24 protein-coding genes and 2 tRNA genes are annotated in these 21,649 nt (G+C 67.2%); 12 read left to right on the forward strand and 14 right to left on the reverse strand.

The window, feature by feature from the left end:
* The first annotated feature begins 97 nt into the window (after positions 1–97).
* The 7 genes from ABVN73_RS05870 (at position 98) to ABVN73_RS05900 (ending at position 5,531) form a co-directional block, all read left to right on the forward strand.
* Positions 98–706, forward strand: coding sequence for an NUDIX domain-containing protein (locus ABVN73_RS05870; protein WP_353859329.1), 609 nt, complete (start codon positions 98–100; stop codon positions 704–706).
* Positions 707–817: 111 nt separating this feature from the next.
* A complete protein-coding gene (locus tag ABVN73_RS05875; RefSeq protein ID WP_035673815.1) occupies positions 818–1,822 on the forward strand; it encodes a cysteine synthase A in 1,005 nt (334 codons plus the stop codon).
* Between the two features lie 16 nt (positions 1,823–1,838).
* A complete protein-coding gene (locus ABVN73_RS05880) occupies positions 1,839–2,546 on the forward strand; it encodes an alanyl-tRNA editing protein (RefSeq protein WP_353859330.1) in 708 nt (235 codons plus the stop codon).
* A 14-nt stretch (positions 2,547–2,560) separates the two neighbouring features.
* Positions 2,561–3,463: a 3-mercaptopyruvate sulfurtransferase gene (sseA, locus tag ABVN73_RS05885; protein WP_353859331.1), complete on the forward strand. Its 903-nt coding sequence runs from the start codon at positions 2,561–2,563 to the stop codon at positions 3,461–3,463.
* Entirely contained in the window at positions 3,460–3,894 is a 435-nt protein-coding gene (locus ABVN73_RS05890) for a GNAT family acetyltransferase (protein WP_353859332.1), read from the forward strand. The genes sseA and ABVN73_RS05890 overlap by 4 nt, the downstream gene beginning before the upstream one ends.
* Positions 3,870–4,511, forward strand: a complete 642-nt coding sequence (locus tag ABVN73_RS05895) for a GNAT family N-acetyltransferase (RefSeq protein ID WP_353859333.1) — start codon at positions 3,870–3,872, stop codon at positions 4,509–4,511. The genes ABVN73_RS05890 and ABVN73_RS05895 overlap by 25 nt, the downstream gene beginning before the upstream one ends.
* A gap of 66 nt (positions 4,512–4,577) precedes the next feature.
* Positions 4,578–5,531 carry an EamA family transporter gene (locus ABVN73_RS05900; RefSeq protein WP_200478664.1) on the forward strand — a complete coding sequence of 318 codons (954 nt, stop codon included), beginning with the start codon at positions 4,578–4,580 and terminating at the stop codon, positions 5,529–5,531.
* Here the strand turns inward: ABVN73_RS05900 and ABVN73_RS05905 are convergent.
* The 5 genes from ABVN73_RS05905 to ABVN73_RS05925 form a co-directional block, all read right to left on the reverse strand.
* Entirely contained in the window at positions 5,467–6,588 is a 1,122-nt protein-coding gene (locus ABVN73_RS05905; RefSeq protein ID WP_353859334.1) for a histidinol-phosphate transaminase, read from the reverse strand. The genes ABVN73_RS05900 and ABVN73_RS05905 overlap by 65 nt on opposite strands.
* Positions 6,589–6,693: 105 nt before the next feature.
* A complete protein-coding gene (locus ABVN73_RS05910; RefSeq protein ID WP_119508431.1) occupies positions 6,694–7,470 on the reverse strand; it encodes an amino acid ABC transporter ATP-binding protein in 777 nt (258 codons plus the stop codon).
* 22 nt (positions 7,471–7,492) lie between these two features.
* The gene (locus ABVN73_RS05915) at positions 7,493–8,611 is read right to left on the reverse strand and encodes an amino acid ABC transporter permease (RefSeq protein ID WP_353859335.1); all 1,119 of its coding nucleotides are present in this window, start codon (positions 8,609–8,611) and stop codon (positions 7,493–7,495) included.
* 5 nt (positions 8,612–8,616) lie between these two features.
* Complete coding sequence (locus ABVN73_RS05920) at positions 8,617–9,816, reverse strand: amino acid ABC transporter permease (RefSeq protein ID WP_353859336.1); 1,200 nt, start codon at positions 9,814–9,816, stop codon at positions 8,617–8,619.
* 199 nt (positions 9,817–10,015) lie between these two features.
* On the reverse strand, positions 10,016–11,038 hold the full coding sequence (locus ABVN73_RS05925) for an amino acid ABC transporter substrate-binding protein (protein ID WP_035673801.1): 1,023 nt from the start codon (positions 11,036–11,038) through the stop codon (positions 10,016–10,018).
* A gap of 240 nt (positions 11,039–11,278) precedes the next feature.
* Between ABVN73_RS05925 and metC the strand changes: the two genes are divergently transcribed.
* Complete coding sequence (gene metC, locus ABVN73_RS05930; RefSeq protein ID WP_353859337.1) at positions 11,279–12,457, forward strand: cystathionine beta-lyase; 1,179 nt, start codon at positions 11,279–11,281, stop codon at positions 12,455–12,457.
* Between the two features lie 44 nt (positions 12,458–12,501).
* Positions 12,502–12,936, forward strand: a complete 435-nt coding sequence (gene hisI, locus ABVN73_RS05935; RefSeq protein ID WP_353859338.1) for a phosphoribosyl-AMP cyclohydrolase — start codon at positions 12,502–12,504, stop codon at positions 12,934–12,936.
* A 357-nt stretch (positions 12,937–13,293) separates the two neighbouring features.
* Here hisI and ABVN73_RS05940 read toward each other — a convergent pair whose 3' ends face one another.
* The 4 genes from ABVN73_RS05940 to ABVN73_RS05955 all read right to left on the reverse strand — a co-directional run bounded on the left by ABVN73_RS05940 (position 13,294) and on the right by ABVN73_RS05955 (position 14,492).
* Complete coding sequence (locus ABVN73_RS05940; protein WP_353859339.1) at positions 13,294–13,539, reverse strand: DUF6460 domain-containing protein; 246 nt, start codon at positions 13,537–13,539, stop codon at positions 13,294–13,296.
* Positions 13,540–13,981: 442 nt separating this feature from the next.
* Positions 13,982–14,058: transfer RNA gene (locus tag ABVN73_RS05945), tRNA-Arg, on the reverse strand.
* A 10-nt stretch (positions 14,059–14,068) separates the two neighbouring features.
* The gene (locus ABVN73_RS05950) at positions 14,069–14,365 is read right to left on the reverse strand and encodes an ETC complex I subunit (protein ID WP_014240426.1); all 297 of its coding nucleotides are present in this window, start codon (positions 14,363–14,365) and stop codon (positions 14,069–14,071) included.
* A gap of 49 nt (positions 14,366–14,414) precedes the next feature.
* A tRNA-Pro gene (locus ABVN73_RS05955) sits at positions 14,415–14,492 on the reverse strand.
* A gap of 116 nt (positions 14,493–14,608) precedes the next feature.
* On the opposite strand from ABVN73_RS05955, the gene ABVN73_RS05960 reads away from it, so the two are divergent.
* Complete coding sequence (locus ABVN73_RS05960) at positions 14,609–15,124, forward strand: glycosyltransferase (protein ID WP_353859340.1); 516 nt, start codon at positions 14,609–14,611, stop codon at positions 15,122–15,124.
* 13 nt (positions 15,125–15,137) lie between these two features.
* Here ABVN73_RS05960 and ABVN73_RS05965 read toward each other — a convergent pair whose 3' ends face one another.
* From ABVN73_RS05965 to ABVN73_RS05980, 4 genes are all read right to left on the reverse strand, one after another.
* Positions 15,138–15,578: a DUF192 domain-containing protein gene (locus ABVN73_RS05965; RefSeq protein WP_353859341.1), complete on the reverse strand. Its 441-nt coding sequence runs from the start codon at positions 15,576–15,578 to the stop codon at positions 15,138–15,140.
* Positions 15,579–15,705: 127 nt separating this feature from the next.
* Positions 15,706–16,260, reverse strand: a complete 555-nt coding sequence (locus ABVN73_RS05970) for a hypothetical protein (RefSeq protein ID WP_353859342.1) — start codon at positions 16,258–16,260, stop codon at positions 15,706–15,708.
* Entirely contained in the window at positions 16,257–16,814 is a 558-nt protein-coding gene (locus ABVN73_RS05975; RefSeq protein ID WP_353859343.1) for a hypothetical protein, read from the reverse strand. The genes ABVN73_RS05970 and ABVN73_RS05975 overlap by 4 nt, the downstream gene beginning before the upstream one ends.
* Positions 16,815–16,973: 159 nt before the next feature.
* Positions 16,974–18,137, reverse strand: a complete 1,164-nt coding sequence (locus tag ABVN73_RS05980) for an acetoin utilization protein AcuC (protein ID WP_353859468.1) — start codon at positions 18,135–18,137, stop codon at positions 16,974–16,976.
* 137 nt (positions 18,138–18,274) lie between these two features.
* Between ABVN73_RS05980 and ABVN73_RS05985 the strand changes: the two genes are divergently transcribed.
* On the forward strand, positions 18,275–19,033 hold the full coding sequence (locus ABVN73_RS05985) for a DUF1194 domain-containing protein (RefSeq protein ID WP_353859344.1): 759 nt from the start codon (positions 18,275–18,277) through the stop codon (positions 19,031–19,033).
* 79 nt (positions 19,034–19,112) lie between these two features.
* Positions 19,113–19,937: a universal stress protein gene (locus ABVN73_RS05990; RefSeq protein ID WP_353859345.1), complete on the forward strand. Its 825-nt coding sequence runs from the start codon at positions 19,113–19,115 to the stop codon at positions 19,935–19,937.
* Between the two features lie 125 nt (positions 19,938–20,062).
* On the opposite strand, the gene ABVN73_RS05995 is transcribed toward ABVN73_RS05990, so the two are convergent.
* Positions 20,063–21,439: a sodium:proton antiporter gene (locus ABVN73_RS05995; protein WP_353859346.1), complete on the reverse strand. Its 1,377-nt coding sequence runs from the start codon at positions 21,437–21,439 to the stop codon at positions 20,063–20,065.
* Positions 21,440–21,649 lie beyond the last annotated feature (210 nt).

Below are 21,649 nucleotides of genomic sequence, written 5' to 3' on the forward strand. Positions count from 1 at the left end.
TATCCGGCTGAAAGGCCGTCCGGCCGCCTCGCCGTGGCCGGGCGGATGCGCTACATCCTTGGACCGTGCCCGCACCGCCAGCCAAGGAGTCCCGCCCGTGGATCACCCCGACATCGAGGTCCAGGAGAAGAAGAGAGCCTACGACGGCTATCTCAAGGTCGACGTCTACCGCCTGCGCCACAGGAAGTTCGACGGGTCCTGGAGCGGCGTCCTGCCGCCGCGGGAGGTCTGCGTGCGCGGCGAGGCCGTGGGCGTACTGCTCTACGATCCGGACCGCGACAGCGTGGTTCTGATCGAACAGTTCCGGGTCGGCTCGGCCTCGGCGGGCGGGCGGGCGTGGCTGACGGAGATCGTCGCCGGCCTTCTGGACGAGGGTGAGACGCCCGAGCAGGTGGCGCGGCGCGAGGCCATGGAGGAGGCCGGCTGCACCGTCCAGGACATCGAGATGATCGGCGACTACTACCCCAGCCCGGGCGCCTACGACGAGCATGTCACCGTCTTCTGCGGACGGGTGGACAGCCGGGGCCTTGCCGCGACGGGCGGCTGCGCCGACGAGCACGAGGACATCCGCATCATGGTCGTCCCGGCGGACGAGGCGATCCGGCTGCTCGACGAGAACCGGCTCAACAATTCCATCGCCATCATCGCGCTCGGCTGGTTCGCGCGGAATCGTGACCGGCTGCGCGGCCAGTGGATTGGGAAATAGAAAGAACGATTTGATTTCGTTCAATGCTGCATTTCACAAGCCGACCTTGAATTCCCTGATGCGCAATCCGATAGTGTTGCCCGGTTCATCATTCGATTCGGGAGACAGTCCGTGGACATCCGCACCGGCTTCATCGGCTCCATCGGCAACACGCCGCTGATTCGGCTGGAAGGGCCGTCGAAGGCCACGGGATGCGAGATCCTGGGCAAGGCGGAATTCCTCAACCCCGGCGGCTCGGTGAAGGACCGCGCGGCCCTGGCCATCGTCCGCGACGCCGAACGCCGGGGCCTGCTGCGCCCCGGCGGCACCATCGTGGAAGGCACGGCGGGCAACACCGGCATCGGGCTGGCGCTGGTCGGCAACGCGCTCGGCTACCGCACCGTCATCGTGATGCCGGAGACGCAGAGCCAGGAGAAGAAGGACATGCTGCGCCTGATCGGCGCCGACCTTCGTCTGGTGCCGGCGGTGCCCTATTCCAACCCCGACAACTATGTCCGCTATTCCGGGCGTCTGGCCGAGGAGCTGGCGAAGACCGAGCCGAACGGCGCCGTCTGGGCCAACCAGTTCGACAATGTGGCGAACCGCGAGGGCCATCGCCTGACCACCGGGCCGGAAATCTGGACCCAGACCGAGGGGCGGATCGACGCCTTCACCTGCGCGGTGGGCAGCGGCGGCACGCTGGCCGGCGTCGGGCTGGCGCTGAAGGAGCGCAACCCGGACGTCCGCATTGTCCTGGCCGACCCGATGGGCGCCTCGCTCTACCATCACTACGCCCATGGGACGCTGAAGGCCGAGGGCAGCTCGATCACCGAAGGCATCGGCCAGGGCCGGATCACCGCCAACCTGGAGGGCGCTCCGGTCGATCAGGCGCTGCAGATTACCGACGAGGAAGCGCTGCCGGTCATCTTCGACCTGATCAAGTCGCAGGGGCTGGTGCTGGGCGGCTCGTCGGGCATCAACGTGGCGGCGGCCATCCGCATCGCCAGGGAGATGGGGCCGGGCCACACCATCGTGACGATTCTCTGCGACGGAGGGCAGCGCTACCAATCGAAACTCTTCAATCCTGCCTTCCTGCGTGAGAAGAATCTGCCTGTGCCCGATTGGCTGGATTCGTAAACGCACCCGAGGTTCCATGGAGCTGATCTTCCGCGAGGACGCCTACGCCGCCTCCTGCACCGCCACCGTGACATCCGTGGACGAGCGGGGCATCCGGCTCGACCGCACCGTCTTCTACCCCAACGGCGGCGGCCAGCCCGGCGACACCGGCCGGCTCCGCTTCGCTGACGCCACGCTGCGCATCGTCGACACGGTGAAGGGCGACGGGCCGGACGACGTGATCCATGTGCCGGAGCCCGGCGCCGCCCTGCCCGCCCCCGGCACCCCGGTGGAGGCCGAGATCGACTGGGACCGCCGGCACCGCCACATGCGGATGCACACGGCGCTGCACCTTGTCTGCGCGGTCCTGCCCGGTGCCTCGATCACCGGCGCCCAGGTCGGGGCGGAGCGCAGCCGCGTCGATTTCAACGTCCCGACCGAGGGGCTCGACAAGGAGGCCATCGCGGCGGCCCTGAACCGGCTGGTCGCCGCGGACACGCCGGTCGGCTCGCTGTGGATCACCGACGCGGAGTTGGACGCCAACCCCGAACTGATCCGCACCCTGACGGTGAAGCCGCCGCGCGGCCACGGCCGCGTCCGGCTGGTGGACATCGCCGGGGTCGACCGGCAGCCTTGCGGCGGCACCCACGTGAAGCGGCTGGGCGAGATCGGCGGGCTCGACGTCGTGAAGATCGAGAACAAGGGCAAGCAGAACCGGCGCGTGATCGTCGCGCTGCGGGATTGAACGGGGGACATCCGATGACCGATACGCAAACCACGCTCACCCTCCCCGGCCCGATCGTCGCGACGGCCTGGCTGGCGGAGCGCCTGGGCCAGCCGGGCCTGCGCGTCCTCGACGCCTCCTGGTTCATGCCCGGCTCCGGCCGCGATCCGAGCGCCGAGTTCCTGGAACGCCACATCCCCGGCGCCGTGCGCATCGACATCGACGACGTGGCGCAGCCCGACACCCATCCCCTGCCGCACATGGTGCCGGACGAGGCGACCTTCGCCGCCAAGGTCGGGGCGCTCGGGGTCGGCAGCGGCGACACGGTGGTCGTCTATGACAGCGCCGGCATGGCCACCGCCGCCGCGCGCGTCTGGTGGATGTTCCGCCTGTTCGGGCATGGCCGCGTCGCCGTTCTGGACGGCGGCCTGCCGAAATGGATCGCCGAAGGCCGCCCCCTGGACTCCGGACCCGCCGACCCGGTCCCGGCGGATTTCGCGGCGACCCTGCAGCCGGGCCTGCTGCGCCGGGCCGACGAGCTGCTCGCCAACATCGACTCGCGGGTGGATCAGGTGGTGGACGCCCGCGCCGCCAACCGCTACGAGGGCGCCGTCGCCGAGCCCTGGCCGGGCCGCCGCAGCGGGCGCATCCCCGGCAGCCTCAACCTGCCCTTCAACGACCTGATCGACGCGGAGAGCAAGACGCTGCTGCCGCCCGACACCATCGCGGAGCGGGCGAAGGGCGCCGGCCTCGATCTGGAGCGCCCGATCGTCGCCTCCTGCGGCAGCGGCGTGACCGCCTGCGTGCTCGCGCTCGGGCTGGCCGCGGCCGGCAAGGACGATGTGGCCGTCTATGACGGGTCCTGGGCGGAATGGGGGCTGCGCCCCGATCTGCCGTTGGAAACCGGCCCCCTGGAAAGCAAGCCGGTGACGCGGTGAGCGAGGCTCTGGGCATCCGTCCCTACGAGGCGGCGGATTGCGACGACGTGGTGGCGCTGTGGACCGCCTGCAACCTCGTGGTGCCGTGGAACGACCCGGTGGCCGACATCGCGCTCGCCGTGTCGAAACCGAACGCCACGATCCTGATCGGCCGGGTGGACGACCGGACCGTGGCGTCCGTCATGGTCGGCCATGACGGTCACCGCGGCTGGTTCTACTATCTGGCGGTCGATCCTGCCTGCCGCGGAAGCGGCCATGGCCGGGCGATGGTCCGGGCGGCGGAGGGCTGGCTTGTCGAGTCCGGCATGCCCAAGGCGCAACTCATGGTGCGCACGACGAACCACGCCGTGGTGGCGTTCTATGAGCGGCTGGGCTATGCCACCGGTCCCGTTACCGTGATGCAGAAATGGCTGAAGACCGATTCTCCCTGACACCGCCGCCCCGGACGTCCCTGCCGCAGTCCCGGATCGCGGCGCCGGTGCCGCCGGGCTGCCTGTCCGTCATCGTCACCTATCTGGAGATGACGGCACCGCCGGCCCATTCGCCCCTGCCCCGCCCGGCGGGTGACGTGGCGCTGGTGCGGGCCAACCCGCCAACCGCTTCCTACTACCGCTATCTCTACGACACGGTCGGCGAGCCCTGGCTGTGGCACGAGCGGCGGCGCATGCCGATGCCGGAACTGGGACGCATCGTCACCGACCCGCGGATCGAAATCTGGGTCCTCTACGTGAACGGCACGCCCGCCGGCTACGCCGAGATCGACCGGCGGGAGGAGGACACCGATCTGGCCTATTTCGGGCTGATCCCCGATTTCATCGGCCTGAAGCTCGGCCCCTGGCTGCTCGACACGGCGATCCGGCTGGCCTGGCAGGGCGGGACGACGCGGCTTCTGGTCAACACCTGCACCTTCGACCATCCGAAGGCGCTGCCGCTCTACCAGTCGATGGGGTTCGTGCCGATCCGGCATGTGACCCGCGAGATCCGTGATCCGCGCCTCCTCGGCTGGTTGCCGCGGACCTCGGCCCCGCACATTCCGATCAACGAGTGACGGGCCGACCCGGCCCGCTCGCCCGAGTTCGCTCCACGCCGCTCCGAACGCCAGGACACCGACGCCATGACGAAGGGCATTCTGTTCGCGTTCCTGGCCTTCGCCTTCTTCGCCTGGGGCGATGCGCTGGTGAAGGCGATCGGGCATGGGCTGGACCCCTTCGAGGTCACCTTCTTCGCATACATTCTGCCGTTGCTGCTCTCCCCGGTCTTCATGACCCGGGGCGACCGGCTTGGCGACCTGCTGCGCTGGAACCGGCCCTGGCTGATGACGGTGCGGCTGGTCTTCGTGGCGGCCTCTACCCCGCTCAGCGTCATGTCGTTCCGCAGCCTTCCCTTCGCGGAAGCCTTCGCTATGATCTTCCTGATGCCCAGTTTGGTGACGCTGCTGGCGATCGTCGTGCTGAAGGAGCCGGTGCGCTGGCGTCGCCGGTTGGCCATCGGCGCGGCCTTCATCGGTGTGCTGATCGTCGCCCGCCCCGGCTTCCGCGAGCTGCTGCCCGGCCATTTCGCGGCGCTGGGCTGCGCCTTCAGCTCCGCCGTCGTAGTCATCACCGGGCGGATGATCGGGCATTCCGAGAAGCGCTTCACCCTGATCGGGACGGTCTTTCTGTCCACCGCCGTCGCGTCCGGCCTGCTGATGATCCCCGGCTTCGAGTGGCCGACGCGGGAGCAATGGATTCTGACGGTGGGCTTCGCCACCACGACCTTCGCCGCCCAGGCCCTCTTCACCCTGGCCGCCGCCTTCGCCCCGGCCGATCGCGTGGGGGCGGCCCAGTACAGCCAGATCCTGTGGGCGCTGGCCATCGGGGCGATCTTCTTCGACGAGTGGCCGGACCTGCTGTCGCTGGTCGGCATCGTGATCGTAGTCGGCTCCGGGCTGTTCATCTTCGCCCGCGAGCACGCCCGGCATCCCGACCCTATCCCTGGCCCGGCTCCCGATGCGGAGCCGGAGGTCAGCTCAGAATCTCTCCCAGAGCGGCGACCAGAGCCCGGTTTTCGTCCTCCCGCCCGACCGTGATGCGCAGGCAGTCGGCCAGCCCGTAGTCCTGGGTTGGCTTCACCAGGATGCCGCGGCGCGCCAGATGGTCCAGCACCGCCTGGACACCGAGCGACGGGTCGGTCGGGATGCGCGCCAGGATGAAGTTGCAGACGCTGGGATAGACGCGCACGCCGAGCTGTTCCAGCTCATGGCTCAGCCAGGGCAGCCATGCGCTGTTGTGGGCGAAGGTCGCCTCCTCATGCTCGGTGTCGCCGACGGCGGCCTCCGCCGCGGCCTGGGCGGCGATCCCGACGTTGAAGGGGCCGCGCGTCTGGTTGACCGCCTCGATCACCCCCGCCGGGCCGTAGGCCCAGCCGACTCGCAGCCCGGCCAGCCCGTGCAGCTTGGAGAAAGTGCGCACCATCAGCACGTTGTCGGAGTTCTCGACGATCTCCGTCCCGTCGCTGTAGTTGTCACGGCGGCAATAGTCGGCGTAGGCCGAATCGAGCACCAGCAACGTGTGCGATGGCAGGCCGGCGCGCAGCCGCAGGACCATCTCCGACGGGATGTAGGTGCCGGTGGGGTTGTTCGGGTTGGCGAGGAAGCAGAGCTTCGTCTTCTCGTTCGCCCGGTCGATCATTGCCTCGACATCGACGACCAGATCGCGCTCCGCCGCGATCACCGGCGTCGCCCCGGCGGCGCGGATCGCCTTCATGAAGCCGCGGTAGCCGTGCTCGTGGCACAAAACCTCGTCCCCCGGCCCGGCGAAGGCCTGGGTGACGAGGTGGATCATCTCGTCGGAGCCGTTGGCGCAGGTGATGTGTCCGGCGTCCAGATCGTAGCGCCGGGCAATGGCGTGGCGCAGGCGGTCCTGCGACCAGTCGGGATAGCGGTGGATCTGCGCCGCCATGTGGCGGTAGGCGGTGAGCGCCTTCTTGCCGGGTCCCAGCGGATTGACCGTCAGCGACAGATCCACCCAGGCGCCGCCGTCCTCCGGTGGTCTTGCGGGACGGTAGGGCTTGATCTGGCCAATTCCGGGACGGGGACTCAGCAGCTCCATCAGGCAGGCTCCGTTGTGCGCAGCGGCAAACAGCACGAACGGACTGCATTCAACCCGAAACCGGGGCAACCCGCCAGCGTTCCTTGCGGGTTGCGCTGGTTTACCGCGCCGGAACAAGCCGTTCCGGCGCGGTTGTGAGCATCAGTGGTTCAGGATCTGGCTGAGGAACAGCTTCGTCCGGTCCGACTGCGGGTGGTTGAAGAACTCGTTGGGCGTGTTCTGCTCGACGATCTCGCCGCGGTCCATGAAGATGACGCGGTCGGCGACCGACTTGGCGAAGCCCATCTCGTGCGTCACGCAGAGCATGGTCATGCCGTCCTCGGCCAGACCGATCATGACGTCCAGCACCTCCTTGACCATCTCGGGGTCGAGCGCCGAGGTCGGCTCGTCGAACAGCATGACCTTCGGGCTCATGCACAGCGAGCGGGCAATGGCGACGCGCTGCTGCTGCCCGCCGGAGAGCTGGCCGGGGTACTTGTGCGCCTGCTCGGCGATGCGCACCCGCTTCAGGTAGCGCATCGCCATCTCCTCCGCCTCGGCCTTCGGCTTCTTGCGGACCCATATGGGGGCGAGCGTGCAATTCTCCAGCACGGTCAGGTGCGGGAACAGGTTGAAGTGCTGGAACACCATGCCGACTTCGCGGCGGACCAGCTCGATGTTCTTCAGGTTGCCGGTCAGCTCGATGCCGTCGACGACGATGGAGCCCTTCTGGTGCTCCTCAAGCCGGTTCAGGCAGCGGATCATGGTCGACTTGCCGGAGCCCGAGGGGCCGCAGATGACGATCCGCTCTCCCTTGGCGACCGACAGGTCGATGTTCTTCAGGACGTGGAACTCGCCGTACCACTTGTGCACGCCCTGGCACTGGATGATCGGCTCCCCCTGGGGGAAGCTGCGCGCGGCGCCGGCGGTTTGGGTCATGGTCATCTCTTTTCCCTCTCCCTCAGCGACGGTGACCGCGACGCAGGTCGCGTTCGAGCTTTTGGCTGTATTTGGACATCGAGAAGCAGAACACCCAGTAGATCACGCCGATGAACAGGTAGGCCTCGCGGTAGAAGCCGCGCCAGGCCGGGTCGGACAGCGCCGCCTTGGCCGTGCCCAGCAGGTCGTAGAGGCCGATGATGATGACCAGCGACGTGTCCTTGAAGAAGCTGATGAAGGTGTTCACCAGCGGCGGGATGGAGATGGCGAGCGCCTGCGGCAGGATGATCTTGCCCATCGCCTGCCAGTAGTTCAGGCCGAGAGCGTCTGCCGCCTCGTACTGGCCCTTCGGGATGGCCTGGAGGCCGCCGCGGATCGCTTCCGCCATGTAGGCGGCGGCGAACATGATGAAGGCGATCTGAGCGCGCAGCAGCTTGTCGAAGTTCACGCCGGTCGGCAGGAACAACGGGAACATCACCGAGGCCATGAACAGCAGGCTGATCAGCGGCACGCCGCGGATCAGCTCGATGTAGGTCACCGAAATCACGCGGATGGCCGGAAGCTGCGACCGCCGGCCAAGAGCCAGCAGGACCGACACCGGAAAGGCCACCGACAGGCCGACCACCGAGAGCATCAGCGTCAGCGGCAGGCCGCCCCACAGCGTGTTCTCGACGTAGGTCAGGCCGAGCACGCCGCCCCACATCAGCACGCCCACCGCGGTCAGGCCGGCGATCCAGACGAGGGCCAGCCAGGGCTTCCAGAAGCGCCGGTCGCAGCTCGCCAGGACCAGCGCGATGATGATCACGATGGTGATCAGCGGCCGCCACTGCTCGTCGTACGGGAAGGTGCCGAACATGACGAAGCGCAGCTTCTCGCTAACGAAGGTCCAGCAGGCGCCGCCCTCCTGCCGGCACACATGGGGCGGCGTGCCGAAGCTGTTGGCGTTGAAGATCAGCCAGTCGAGAAGCGGCGGGATCGCCTTGAAGAAAAGCCAGGCGATCAGGATCGTCAGGAGCGCGTTGTACCAGGTGTTGAACAGGTTGTTGCGCAGCCACGCCACGGGACCGACGGTGCTGGACGGCGGGCGTTCGTCGGGAATGCTTCCGGTGGGGACGTTGCCGGTATGGACGTTGTCTGTCATGGCCGTCAGCGCTCCACCAGCGCGATGCGCTTGTTGTACCAGTTCATGAAGATCGAGATGCCCAGGCTGATGACCAGATAGGTGCCCATGATCATCGCCACGCCCTCGATCGCCTGACCGGTCTGGTTCAGCGTCGTGTTGGCGATCGACACCAGATCCGGGTACCCGATGGCGAGCGCCAGGGAGCTGTTCTTGGTCAGGTTCAGATACTGGCTGGTCAGCGGCGGCACGATCACCCGCAGGGCCTGCGGCAGGACGACGAGCCGCAGCGTCTTGCCGCTGTCGAGGCCGAGCGCCCGCGAAGCCTCCGTCTGGCCCCAGTTGACCGCCAGGATGCCGCTGCGCACCACCTCGGCGATGAAGGCGGCGGTGTAGACGACCAGACCGACCAGGATCGCGAAGAATTCCGGGGTGATGACCACGCCGCCGACGAAATTGAAGCCCTGAAGCTTCGGCACGTCCAGCGCCGTCGGCGCGCCGCCGGCGATGTAGGCGATCAGCGGCAGGCCGATCAGCAGGCCCAGGCTCGCCGATCCGATCGGAAAGGGCTGGCCGGTCCGTTCCTGCCGGGACTTGGCCCAGCGCCGCAGGAAGATGACCGCGATCACCGCGATGGCGAGCGCGAAGCCCATCGTGCCCCACACCGGGTCGGCGGAGGGCACCGGCACGAACAGGCCGCGCTGCGACAGGAACACGCCGGGAATCGGGTTCAGCGCCTGCCGCACCGGCGGCATGCTCTCCGACACCAGCGCGTACCAGAAGAAGAGCTGGAGCAGCGGCGGGATGTTGCGGACGATCTCCACATAGGCGGAGGCGATCTTGGCGATCAGCCAGTTGCTCGACAGGCGGGCCACGCCGATCAGCGTGCCCAGCACGGTGGCCAGGACGACGCCGATGATCGACACCTTCAGCGTGTTCAGCACGCCGACCAGGAAGGCCCGGCCGTAGCTGTCCCGCGGATGGTAGTCGATCAGGCTCTCACCGATGCCGAAGGAGGCCTCGCGCTCCAGGAATCCGAACCCCGTCGCGATGGACCGCTTCGACAGGTTGTCGAGCGTGTTGTGAATAAGGAACCAGCCGACCGCGATGACGATGCCGACCACCAGAACCTGGTAGAACACGGCACGGACCGTCGGGTCGCTGAGGGAAAATGAAACACCGCCAGGCGCGCTTGGGCGCGCGGTGTCCCGGGTCTCGCTGGCCACGGTTCTCTCCCCTCACCAGCATGGCGTGAGCGCGCCGGCCGCCTCCCGAACGTCCGCCGCAACCTGCGCCACGTATATCGTCTCCCAAACGGGCCTGCGGCACGGGCATTGATTCTTGTCGCCCTGCAACCGCCCCGCCCGTCGTCAAAAAAGGAAGGACCGCGGGCCTCCCTGTGGTCCGCGGTCCCCCTTTCCGTCCTCAGCGGATCGGCATCGCGTACTGCAGACCGCCGTTGGTCCACAGCGCGTTCAGGCCGCGCTCCAGCTTCAGCGGGGTCTTCATGCCGACGTTGCGCTCGAAGATCTCACCATAGTTGCCCATGGTCTTGATGATGTTGTAGGCCCACTTCTCGTCAAGGCCCAGCGCCTTGCCCATGCCCGGCGAGGTGCCGAGGATGCGCTGGATCTCCGGGTTCTTGCTGTTCACGAACTCATCGACGTTCTTGGACGTGATGCCCATCTCTTCGGCCTGGATGGTGGCGTAGACGGTCCACTTCACCACATCGAACCACTGGTCGTCACCGTGGCGGACGGCGGGGGCCAGCGGTTCTTTGGAGATGATCTCCGGGAGGATGATGTGGTCGTCCGGAACCGGGGCCACGCCGGCGCGGGTGCCGGCCAGGCCGGAGGCGTCCGTCGTCAGCACGTCGCAGCGGCCGGCGAAGTAGGCGGCGTTCACCTCGTCGTTCGACTCGATAACGACCGGGTTGTAGGACATGTTGTTGGTGCGGAAGTAATCCGCCAGGTTCAGTTCGGTCGTGGTGCCGGCCTGGACGCAGACGGTGGCGCCGTTCAGCTCCTTGGCGCTCTTCACGCCGAGCTTCTTGTTCACCATGAAGCCCTGGCCATCATAGTAGGTGACCGGGGCGAAGTTCAGGCCGACCGAGGTGTCGCGGGTCAGCGTGACGGTGGTGTTGCGCGACAGCAGATCGACTTCGCCCGACTGGATGGCGGGGAAGCGCTGCTGGGCCGACAGCGGGGTGAACTTGACCTTGTTCGGGTCGTTGAACAGCGCAACCGCGACCGCGCGGCAGTAATCGACATCGAGACCGGTCCAGTTGCCCGAGCTGTCGGGGTTGCCGAAGCCCGGAAGGCCGGCGTTCACGCCGCACTGAACGAAGCCGCGGCCCTTGACGGCGTCCAGCGTCGGACCGGCCTGCGCGCCGGTGACGGCACCGAACACCACGGCCGCGGCAGCCGCGGCGAGGATTCCCGATTTCATATTAAGCTCCACCCTGTTCTTGCGTTTTTACGCTTAGGTTCATGCAATGCGCGCCCCGCATGGCGGACACGCGCGTGTGACAAGAGTGCACCAACAGCATCCGGCTTGTCGAATCATCCTTAAGCCGTGCATTTGGATTGGTTATCCCTTACAGAGGCTTAGGGAAAAGAATCTTTGGCGGCCGGGTCCGACTTGGAATATCGCGATACGGCCGCCATCACTGTTGTTGCGGGAAGACCCATGAAAGACGCACGAAAAGATACGATCCTCGGGCATGCCGGGCGCAGCCCGCGCGAGAATCACGGAATCGTGAATCCGCCGGTCTATCATTGCTCGACGGTGCTCTTCCCGACGCTGGAGGAGCTGGAGGCCAGCGACCGCACCCCCTTCGACAGCATCAACTACGGGCGCGTCGGCACGCCGACCACGCTGGCCTTCGAACAGGCGGTGGCGGAGCTTGAAGGCGCCTATCGTGCCGTCAACACGGGGTCCGGCCTGAACGCCATCGCCACGGCCCTCCTCGCCTTCACCAAGGCGGGCGACCATGTGCTGATCACCGACAGCGCCTATGGTCCGACCCGCCGATTCGCCAACGACACGCTGGTCCCTTACGGCGTGGAGGTGGAGTATTTCGACCCCACCATCGGCGCCGGCATCACCGCCCTGCTGAAGCCGAACACCAGCGTGGTCTTCCTCGAATCACCGGGCTCGCTGACCTTCGAGGTGCAGGACGTCCCGGCCATCGCCGCCGCGGCCAAGACGGTGGGCGCCACGGTGATGATCGACAACACCTGGGCCACCCCCCTCTTCTTCCAGCCGCTGAACCACGGGGTGGACGTGTCGATCCACTCGGCCACCAAATACATCGTCGGCCATGCCGACGCGATGCTCGGCGTGATCTCCTGCGCCAACGAGGCGCAGTGGCTGGCCGTCAAGAAGGCGGCCACGCGGACGGGCACCTGCGCCGGCCCAGACGACATCTTCCTGGGGTTGCGCGGCCTGCGCACCCTGTCCGTCCGTTTGAAACAGCATGAGGCAAGCGCGCTCGCCCTGGCCGGCTGGCTGTCGAAGCAGCCCGAGGTCACGCGCGTCCTGCACCCGGCCTTCCCGGACTGCCCGGGCCATGCGCTGTGGAAGCGCGACATCGGGCGCTCCTCCGGCCTCTTCTCCATCGTCATGGACGCGGTGCCGAAGCCGGCCCTGTCGGCCATGCTGAATTCCCTGGAGCTGTTCGGGCTGGGTTACAGCTGGGGCGGATTCGAGAGCCTGATCCTTCCGACGCGTCCCGGCGCCGTCCGCACCGCGACCCGTTGGACCGATCCCGGCACCGTTCTGCGCCTGCACGCCGGGCTGGAGGACGTCGACGATCTCATCCGCGACCTGGACGGCGCCTTCACCCGCCTGAGGGCCGCCCGCTAACGGGCGCGTCCGGACCCGCGGCACAAGCACGAGGATTGGACACCATGACGGACACCACCGCGCCCGGCCCCTCCATCGATCCCGCATTTGACGAGGTGATTGCCGCCATCGCCTTCAACGCCGACGGGCTGGTTCCCGCCATCGCCCAGGCCGAAGGAACCGGCGAGATCCTGATGATGGCCTGGATGAACCGCGAGGCCGTGCTGGAAACGCTGAGGACGGGCCGCGTCTGCTACTGGTCGCGGTCCCGCAAGGGGTTGTGGCGAAAAGGCGAGACCTCGGGCCAGACGCAGCGGCTGAAGGATTTCCGCGTCGACTGCGACGGCGATACCCTGCTGGTGATCGTGGAGCAGGACGGCGTCGCCTGCCACACCGGGCGGCGCAGTTGCTTCTACCGCGCCCTGCGTGATGGGAAACTCGAAATTATTCAAGATGTTGAGACCGATCCCTCGGTTCTCTACGGGCACACGCATAAATAAGGCGGTAATAATTAAGACGCTAAACCTTCGCTGCAATGCGAAATGTGTTTGATCTATGTCAAAGTAGGCGGGGTCCCGAGGGAGTAGAACGCTCTTGTCTCTAACCCTCCCTGTATTCGCCTATGCCGGGGGTTCCAATGGAACCCCCGGCTATTTTTTTGCCCAAAGACAAGACCGGCCCGGTTGCAGGGCTCTGATAAAATTATCGTCGATTGACGCAGATCAACGAAGCGGGAGGGCCGAAGAGCTAAACAGTCCTTGTCTCTAACCCTCCCTGTATTCACTTAGCCGGAGATCCATTGGATCTCCGGTTTTTTCTTGTGCGGGTGGCGGGCATTGGGCCGCATGGGGCCCGCATCAGGGACGGTGCCGCGTGCGGGTCCAGCGCATGAGCGCTCCGATGACCGACAGCGGCACGACAATCACCGCGCCGATCAGGATGTAGGGCAACGCCCAATGGAAGAGATCCGCGGTCAACCGTGCGATGTCCTGGATCGTGTCCCAACTGTTGGTCAGGATGCTCGCCGGATTGATGTCCAGGAAGGACAGGACCAGTCCGACCACGAAGCACAGCAGAAGCGTTTTGATGATCCAACCGACCAAGACATCACCTCGTGCTGACGCCGAACGGCGTGGGATTGCTCACGCGCCCCGTGCAACGTCTCCGGCACGGAAACCGTTCCTTGCGGAAGATGGTAATGACGGCGGCGCATGATAACGCCTTAGACCCACCTCATATCGGCGCTTTGGAGTTATCCCCATTTTCTGTGGATAACATTGTGGATGGTTGGTCAAGCCCGTTGGAGTGGCGACCAATTGCCATCACGCCCCCAAATTGGGCATAGTCATTGCGGTGCGAAACCGTTGGATACACTGCAAATCGTCAGGTCGGGACCACAGACACAGGTTTCCCTACTCCCTTGTATATAACGAAAGGAATATGGGGATAACTGTGTTGACCAATTCAGGAATCGGCACGGCGTCCGCTGATGGAGATCAGCGGCTGGCCCGAACCGATGGGGGGCGGACTGTGCTGCAAAGGAGATGGCGACCCCAGCAGGATTCGAACCTGCGACCTATCGCTTAGAAGGCGATTGCTCTATCCAACTGAGCTATGGGGCCCCGGTCCGGATCAGAAGCGCGGACGGTCCATGCGGAAGTTGTCGGCGTAGTTGCGCGGGCGGACGCGGCGCACCGGAGCGTCCTGGACCGTGTAGTCCCACCCCTTGCGCTGGGCGAAGGCGACGGCCTCCTCCGACGTCTCGAAACCGATGCGCACCTGGTTCAGCGTATCGCCGGAGCTGATCCAGCCCATCAGCGGCTCCGGACGGCGCGGGGTCTCGATCTCGTATTCGAGCAGCCAACGATGCGTCTTGGCACGCCCGGACTGAGTGGCCGCTTTGCTCGGCTGGTAGATCCGGACCTTCATGACGCGGCATCTCCTCTGATACGTGCGTGGTGCATCGTTCGAAATTCGTTGGTCGGGGCGCCCGGATTCGAACCGGGGGCCTCCAGTACCCAAAACTGGCGCGCTGACCAGACTGCGCTACGCCCCGACGTCGCGCAGTGGAATACACGAACCCCGCGCGGACGGCAAGACGCAGCCGCATCTATCCCGCAGGGTGGGGCTTCCGTATGATGCCACCCCCTTCGACGCCGCCGAACACTCGCCATGAACAGCCCTTCCATGCCCCCTCCCCGTCTTGCCGTTTTCGCTTCCGGGCTGGACGACTCCCCGGCCGGACGCGCCGTCGTGGGCATCGCCCATGCCCTGCAGCGGCGGGGCTGCGGGCTCGACGTCATCGCCCCGATGGGAGGCGGGCCGCTGCGGGCGGCGCTGCACCCCGGCATCGGCCAGATCGACCTCGCCAAGCGGCACACGGGCACCTCCGTCCTCGCCCTCGCTCGGATCGTCGCGGAGCGCCGACCGGCCGGGCTGATCGGGGTGGGAACCGACGCCGGGACCGTCGCCCTGGCCGCCGCTTGGCTGGCGCGGCAGGGGACGCCGGCCGCGGTGCTGGAGACGGTGCCGGAGGACGCGGCGCATCCCGGCGACGGGTTGCGGCGCACCCTGCGGGGATGGCTGCACCCGCGCGCCGCCGCTGTGGTGAACGGTGCGACCACGGATCCCGACGCAGCCGCCCGGCTCTTCCTGACCGCCTTCGGGCTCCCCGACGGGCGCCCTTAACGCGGCGGCGCCATCACTTCGCGGTGCCGAACGTCGCGTGCACCACGCGATCACCCGGCCGGATTCCCAGCCGCGCGCTCATGCCGCCGTTGATCTCAAGGATTCCCTTCACCGGGCCGGCCGAATTCACCGCGTCCAGCGATTGCGGCACGGCGTTGGCGTGGATGTTCACGATGCGGCCGTCGGCCCCGATGAAGATCATGTCGAGCGGGATCAGCGTGTTCTTCATCCAGAAGCTGGCCGGCTGCGGACGGTCGTAGATGAACAACATGCCGGCGTCCGCGGCCATCTTCTCGCGGAACATCAGCCCCTGCGCCTGCTGCGCCGGGGTTTCCGCCAGCTCGATGTCGAAGCGGTACTTGCCGCCGCCCGCCGTCTCGACGGTCAGGGAGGAGCGGGCGAAGCTCTCCAGCGCCGTCGCCGGCAAGGCCGACAGCAGAATAGCGGCCCCCATCAGAAGCCCACCCAAAAGGACACGCACAGCCCGTCCGATCATCGCGACCAACCCATCCCTTGACGTTCAAGAGCCTGGACGATGCCGCCGCGGCGCACGCCTGTCCAGAGGCGTCTCGTGGAGGGCGTCACGCCGCCGTACGGTCGGTGGCGGTGGTGTAGATGTCCTTGGTCAGCGGCTTGATTTGCTTGATCTGATAACCGGGGCGCGCGCTGAAGCGGCGAATGGCCCGCTCCCCGGCCTCGCGGTCGCTCTCGGCCCAGACAAGATAGTCGCGCCCGCGCGCCCACTCGACGGCCAGCGGGTGCAGCGCGTCGATCTCGCCAACCTGGGTGTTGACGACGGTCACCAGCCATTCCTTGTCGTTCGGATTCCGGCGGTCGGTCAGGATCAGGAGCTGGGGCCGCTGTTTGGTCTGCGCTTCGGACAGGCGCCGCTGGATCTCCGACTGCTTGCGCCGCGCCTCGACCGTGTCGGCCATGCACTCGTCGATCTCCTTGACGATGGCCTCCTCTTCCCGCTGCAGCCGGCGGATCGTCGCCTCCAGCTTGCCGATGGAGTCCTTGGCGGCGCGCAGACGGCTGCGGCTCTGCGCCACCTGCGCATCGACCGCCAGCATCACGTTGCCCAGCCATGCCCCGATGGCGATGATGCCAAGAATGATGAGGAAGTTGATCATCATTTGGCGGGCGCCCTGATCCGGCCGGGGTTGGGGCGGCCCTGGGTCTTCTGGAACGTCTTGGTGAATCCCATCTTGAAGGGAAACGCCACCTCGACGAGTTGCCTGGCCTCTTCCGCGTTGGACGCCCAGACCTCCGCCACGTTGGCGCAGCGCCAGATCGGGTTGACCTGGGACTTGTCCCCGCCGGAGGACGCCTTCTCCTGGGCGACATTCACCAGGAACTTCGACAGGCCGGCCTGGGGATCGCCCACCTCATGCACGAACACGGGGGGCTGAAGGGCGATCTCCGCGATCGCCCGCTCCATCTTGCGGTTCTCGGTTTCGGCGCGGTGCTTCTCGGCGGACACCTGGTTGCGCCGCTGCACCTTGCCGTTCACCCGGTCCTGAAGCTCGTGGATCTCGGAATGAAGGACGTAGATGCGATTCTCAAGCTGGTCGAGGCCTGCGGAGCGATGGAGAAAATCGGGAAGGAAGCGTTTCAGCATCATGGCGACCGGAACGGCGGCCAGCATCATCGCGGCGATGGTCAGCAGGAGCAAGGTGGTGTTGGACATCGGCGGCCTGCCCCCTCTCCGTCTTTCCGGCTCCCGGTCTCAGCCTGACGTGGCCGGTCGAACCGGCCTGCGGACAGCGCGAGTCGCGCGAATCAGGCTGGCCGATTCGTTCCATTACGTCAACTGCGTGACCTCTGTGAACGCAAAACTTTCCAAAGATTATCCGGTTCGGACCATCTTCGTGATTGCCGCAGCGGCAACGCGCCGCACCTCGTCGCGCAGCGGGCCGGGGCGCGGCGCGTCGGCCAGGGTGGTGAACCAATGCTCCGGCGGGTTGCGCCCGGCGGCGCGCGACCAGGTCAGCTCCCGCAGCACGCCCTCCGCCTGCGGCGTCGGCGGCACCGCCGGGTCGATGCCGTTCAGCACCGCCCAAATTCCCGCCCAGCAGCGCCCGACGGACCAGGGGTTGTAGCCGCCGCCTCCGACGACCATCAGGCGCGGCGCCAGTCCCATCAGCGCCCGGACCGCCCGCCACAGCGCGCCGTTCGACAGCTCCAGCCGGCTCAGCGGGTCTTCGGCGAGCGCGTCGGCCCCGGTCTGGATGACCAGCGCCTGGGGGCGGAACGCCCGCCCCACCGGCAGGATCGCCGTCTCCAGCAGGTAATCCATCTCGGTGTCGTTGAACTCCGGAGGAACCGGCAGGTTGACGGCCATCGCGCCGGGGCGGTCCTCCGCCTTGCCGGTGAAGGGCCAGCGCCCGTCCTCATGGACCGACAAGGTCAGCACGCGGTCATCATCGGCGAAGGCTTCCTCCACCCCGTCGCCATGGTGGGCGTCGAGATCCACATAGAGCACCCGGTCGATCCCGGAATCGAGCAGGGCCAGGATGCCCAGCACCGGGGCGTTGAGATAGCAGAAGCCGCTGGCCCGTCCCGGACGGGCGTGATGGGTGCCGCTGGCCGGGCTGTAGACGATGCCGGCGGGCGCCTCCGCCAGCAGGCGCCCGGCCAGGATGGCGGCGCCGGTGCTGATGGCGGGACGGCGGTACATCTCCGGAAAGATGGGATTCTCCAACCGGCCGAGGTTGTAGCGCTCCCCCGTCGCGGCGTCCACGCGCTGGTCGGCCTCGGCGCGGTGCAGGGCGGCGATGTAGTCCGGGGCGTGGAAGCGGGCCAGTTCCCCCGGCGTCGCCATCGGGCTGTCGCGGTAGACCGCGTCGGGCAACCAGCCCATGGCGCGGCTGAGGTCGATGGCGGTGGACACCCGCGGGATGGCCAGCGGGTGCTTCGCGCCGTAGCTGGACCCCCTGTAGATCTCGCTGCCGAGGAACAGCGGGCGGGCGGGGAAGTCGGGCGGAAAGTCGGGTGGCGATTCGGTCGGCATGGGGTGGAGAGGTGGAGCGGCCACGCCCGTCCGTCAACGTCCCGCGCACGAAGCCCCTCATCGCCCCTTGCCGTGGCCGCGCGGCGATCTCTTTTCTTGAGGGGTATGGGCGAAAACTTCCGCGGGGGAGGCACGGCATGGACGGTGCGTGGCGTCTGGCGGGGGTGGCCGCCGCGATTCTCGTGACCGGCGGGCTGGGGGCTCCGGTCCTGGCCGACACGCCGGTCGATCTGGAACTGGTGCTGGCCGTCGACGTGTCCGGCAGCGTGGACGCGGAGGAGGGCCGCCTCCAGCGCGAGGGCTACGTCGCCGCCCTCACCGATCCGAAGGTCCAGGCGGCCATCCGCGGCGGCCCCTTTGGGCGCATCGCCGTCACCTACGTCGAATGGGCCGGCGACAGCTTCCAGCGCATCACCGTTCCCTGGACCCTGCTGAGCGACACGGGCAGCGTCGAGGCCTTCGCCTCCTCCATCGCCGAATCGCCCACGCTGAGCGCGCAATGGACCTCGATCAGCGCGGCCATCGACTTCAGCGCCCGTCTGTTCAGCGACAACGGCTTCGAGGGGACGCGGCGGGTGATCGACGTGTCGGGCGACGGGGTCAACAACCGCGGCCGTCCGGTGCAATGGGCGCGCGACGAGGCGGTGGCCGCGGGGATCACCATCAACGGCCTGCCGATCCTGAACGACCGGCCCAACCCCTGGGGCGGGGCGGCGCCGACGAACCTTGACGGCTATTACGAGGAGCACGTGATCGGCGGGCCCGGCGCATTCCTGGTCCCCGCGGTCAGCTTCGAAGCCTTCGCCGACGCCATCCTGAGCAAGCTGCTTCTGGAAATCTCCGGACTTCCTCCCGACCCCGACGCGCACGCACGCACGGGCCTCGCCAGCCGCTAGCCGGATCGTTGCAACATTGGCTCAACAAACATTACCTATGGAAGGCCGGTCATCCGGTTCGAAACCTGCGAGCGAGACCATGCCGATCAAGACGATCCTGCTGCACATGTCGAACGACGACCGCCACACCCAGCGGCTTGAGGTCGCGGTCGGTCTCGCCAGACGCTTTTCCGCCTTTGTCGAGGTGCTGTTCGTCGCCACGCCGGTGTCCATGCCCGCCGCGGTGACCGGCCGCGCCGCGTCCTACGCCTTCATCGCGGAGGCCACGGCCATCGCCCACGAGAAGGCCGAACAGATCGAGCAGGAGGTTCGGCAGGCGTTGAAGGACTGCTCCTACTCCTGGACGATCGAGGAAGGCGACCATGTGGAACTGCTGGCCGCCCGCGCCGTCTATGCCGATCTGGCCGTGGTCACGCAGAGCCACGACGACGAGCGCGGCGAGCGGGTGACGCTGCAGGTGCCCGACCGGCTGCCGCTGACCAGCCCCTGCCCCGCGCTGATCCTGCCCCACGCCGCGGCGACGGCGTCGGCGATCGGGCGTCATGTGGTGGTTGCATGGAAGAACACGCGGGAGGCCGGCCGCGCCGTGCGCAACGCCCTGCCCTTCCTGAAGGAGGCGGAGAAGGTCACCGTGGTCACCATCGACCCGCCGGGCCACAGGCTGGACAGCGGGCGCGATCTGATGATCTGGCTGGAGCGCCACGGCGTGCGAAGCCAGCATCAGGCCAACATCTTCCGGGGCGGCGACGTCGGCGACGTCCTGATCAGCGCCTGCCGCGAGGTGGGCGGCGACCTGCTGGTGATGGGGTCCTACGGCCATTCCCGCCTGCGGGAGATGGTGCTGGGCGGCGCCACCCGGACGGTGCTGGCGAAGCTGGAGGTGCCGGTGCTGATGTCGCACTGACCGGCGAATTGCCGGGCGGCGAGGGGCCGCCCGGCATCCGTACTTGGAGTTTCGGACCCAGTGCGGCGGCCGAAGCCCGGCCGGCACATGAGGCCATATCAGTCTGAAGCGAATGAAAAGTCGCCTCAGAGGAAGAACACCCAGGTCACCAGGACGAACAGCGGCACCAGGATGCCGAAGGACCACAGCATGTAGCCGAAGAAGCTTGGCATCGCCACGCCGCGCTCCTCGGCGATGGCCTTGACCATGAAGTTCGGCGCGTTGCCGATGTAGGTGTTGGCGCCCATGAACACCGCACCCGCCGAAATCGCCGCCAGGGTCACCGCGAGGTCGGTCATCAGCACCTGCGCGTCGCCGCCGGCGGTGTTGAAGAAGATCAGATAGGTCGGCGCGTTGTCGAGGAAGCTGGACAGAATGCCCGCCGCCCAGAAATAGGCCGCCGGCACCGGCTGGCCGTTCTGGTTCACCGCCGCGATGATGGCGCCCAGCGCACCGTCCGTGCCCGCCCGCAGGATGGCGATGGCCGGGATGATGGTCAGGAAGATCGCGGCGAACAGCTTCGCCACCTCCAGGATCGGCCCCCAGGTGAAGGCGTTCAGGCGGCGGCTGTGCGCGCTGGTCAGCTTCAGCGACAGCCCGGTGATGCCGAGGAGCAGCAGGTTGCTGACGATCGTCTCCAGCGGCACATGGATGTGGTAGATCTCCACCCCCACCCCCGGATGCCAGACGCCGCTGAGCAGGACGGCACCGACGATGGCGACGAGAAGGAGCAGGTTGACCGCCCCCTCGATCCGCACCGGCTCCCGCTCATGCACGCCCTCGATCAACGGGTGCTTGCCGGGGTCCTTGGTGTGGAGATAGAGGTCGACCAGGAAATAGATCGCCAGCAGGCAGCCGGCCACCAGCATCATCGGCCAGAACAGGTGCACGGTCGGCCAGAAGAAGCTGACCCCCTTCAGGAAGCCCAGGAACAGCGGCGGATCGCCCAGCGGCGTCAGGGAGCCGCCGACGTTCGACACCAGGAAGATGAAGAAGACGATGGTGTGCACCTTGTGCCGCCGGTGCTCGTTGGCGCGGATCAGCGGCCGGATCAGCAGCATGGAGGCGCCGGTGGTCCCCATCAGGCTCGCCAGAAGCGTGCCAAGCCCCAGCCCCAGCGTGTTCGCCAGCGGCGTCCCAACCAGGGTGCCGGCGATCCGCACGCCGCCCGCCACCGTGAAGAGGGCGGTCAGCAGCACGATGAAGGGGATGTATTCGAGAAGGAGGGTGTGCAGCAGTTCGTAGGTGGCGAGCCCCGCCCCAAAGGTCAGCGCGAAGGGCAGCAGGAAGGCGATGGCCCAGCCGGCGGCGACCTTGCCGAAATGATGGTGCCAGAAGGACGGCGCCAGCAGCGGCATCAGCGCGATGGACAGGAGAATCCCGGCGAAGGGAATCACCCAGAACACGCTCAGATCCCGCCCGTCGAGATGCGGAGCCCCCGCCGCTTCCGCCGCCAGGGCCACCCCTGGCAGTCCAGCGGCGGCGAGGCCTGCCAGTGCGGCCAGGGGTACGGACAGTGAACGGGTGAGGCGGTGTCGGGTGGGTCGGGCGTCGGTCATAACACGCATTCATCTGTAATATCAGTTACCGAAGTATGCGTCTCCGAAAGGGCTAAGCCAAGCCGGATCGCCCCCACGGAATCACCTTACCCGCCGTGCGTGAAAAACGTGTCT

This window comes from Azospirillum formosense, from assembly GCF_040500525.1.
In the GTDB taxonomy this organism is placed as follows: Bacteria; Pseudomonadota; Alphaproteobacteria; order Azospirillales; family Azospirillaceae; genus Azospirillum; species Azospirillum formosense_A.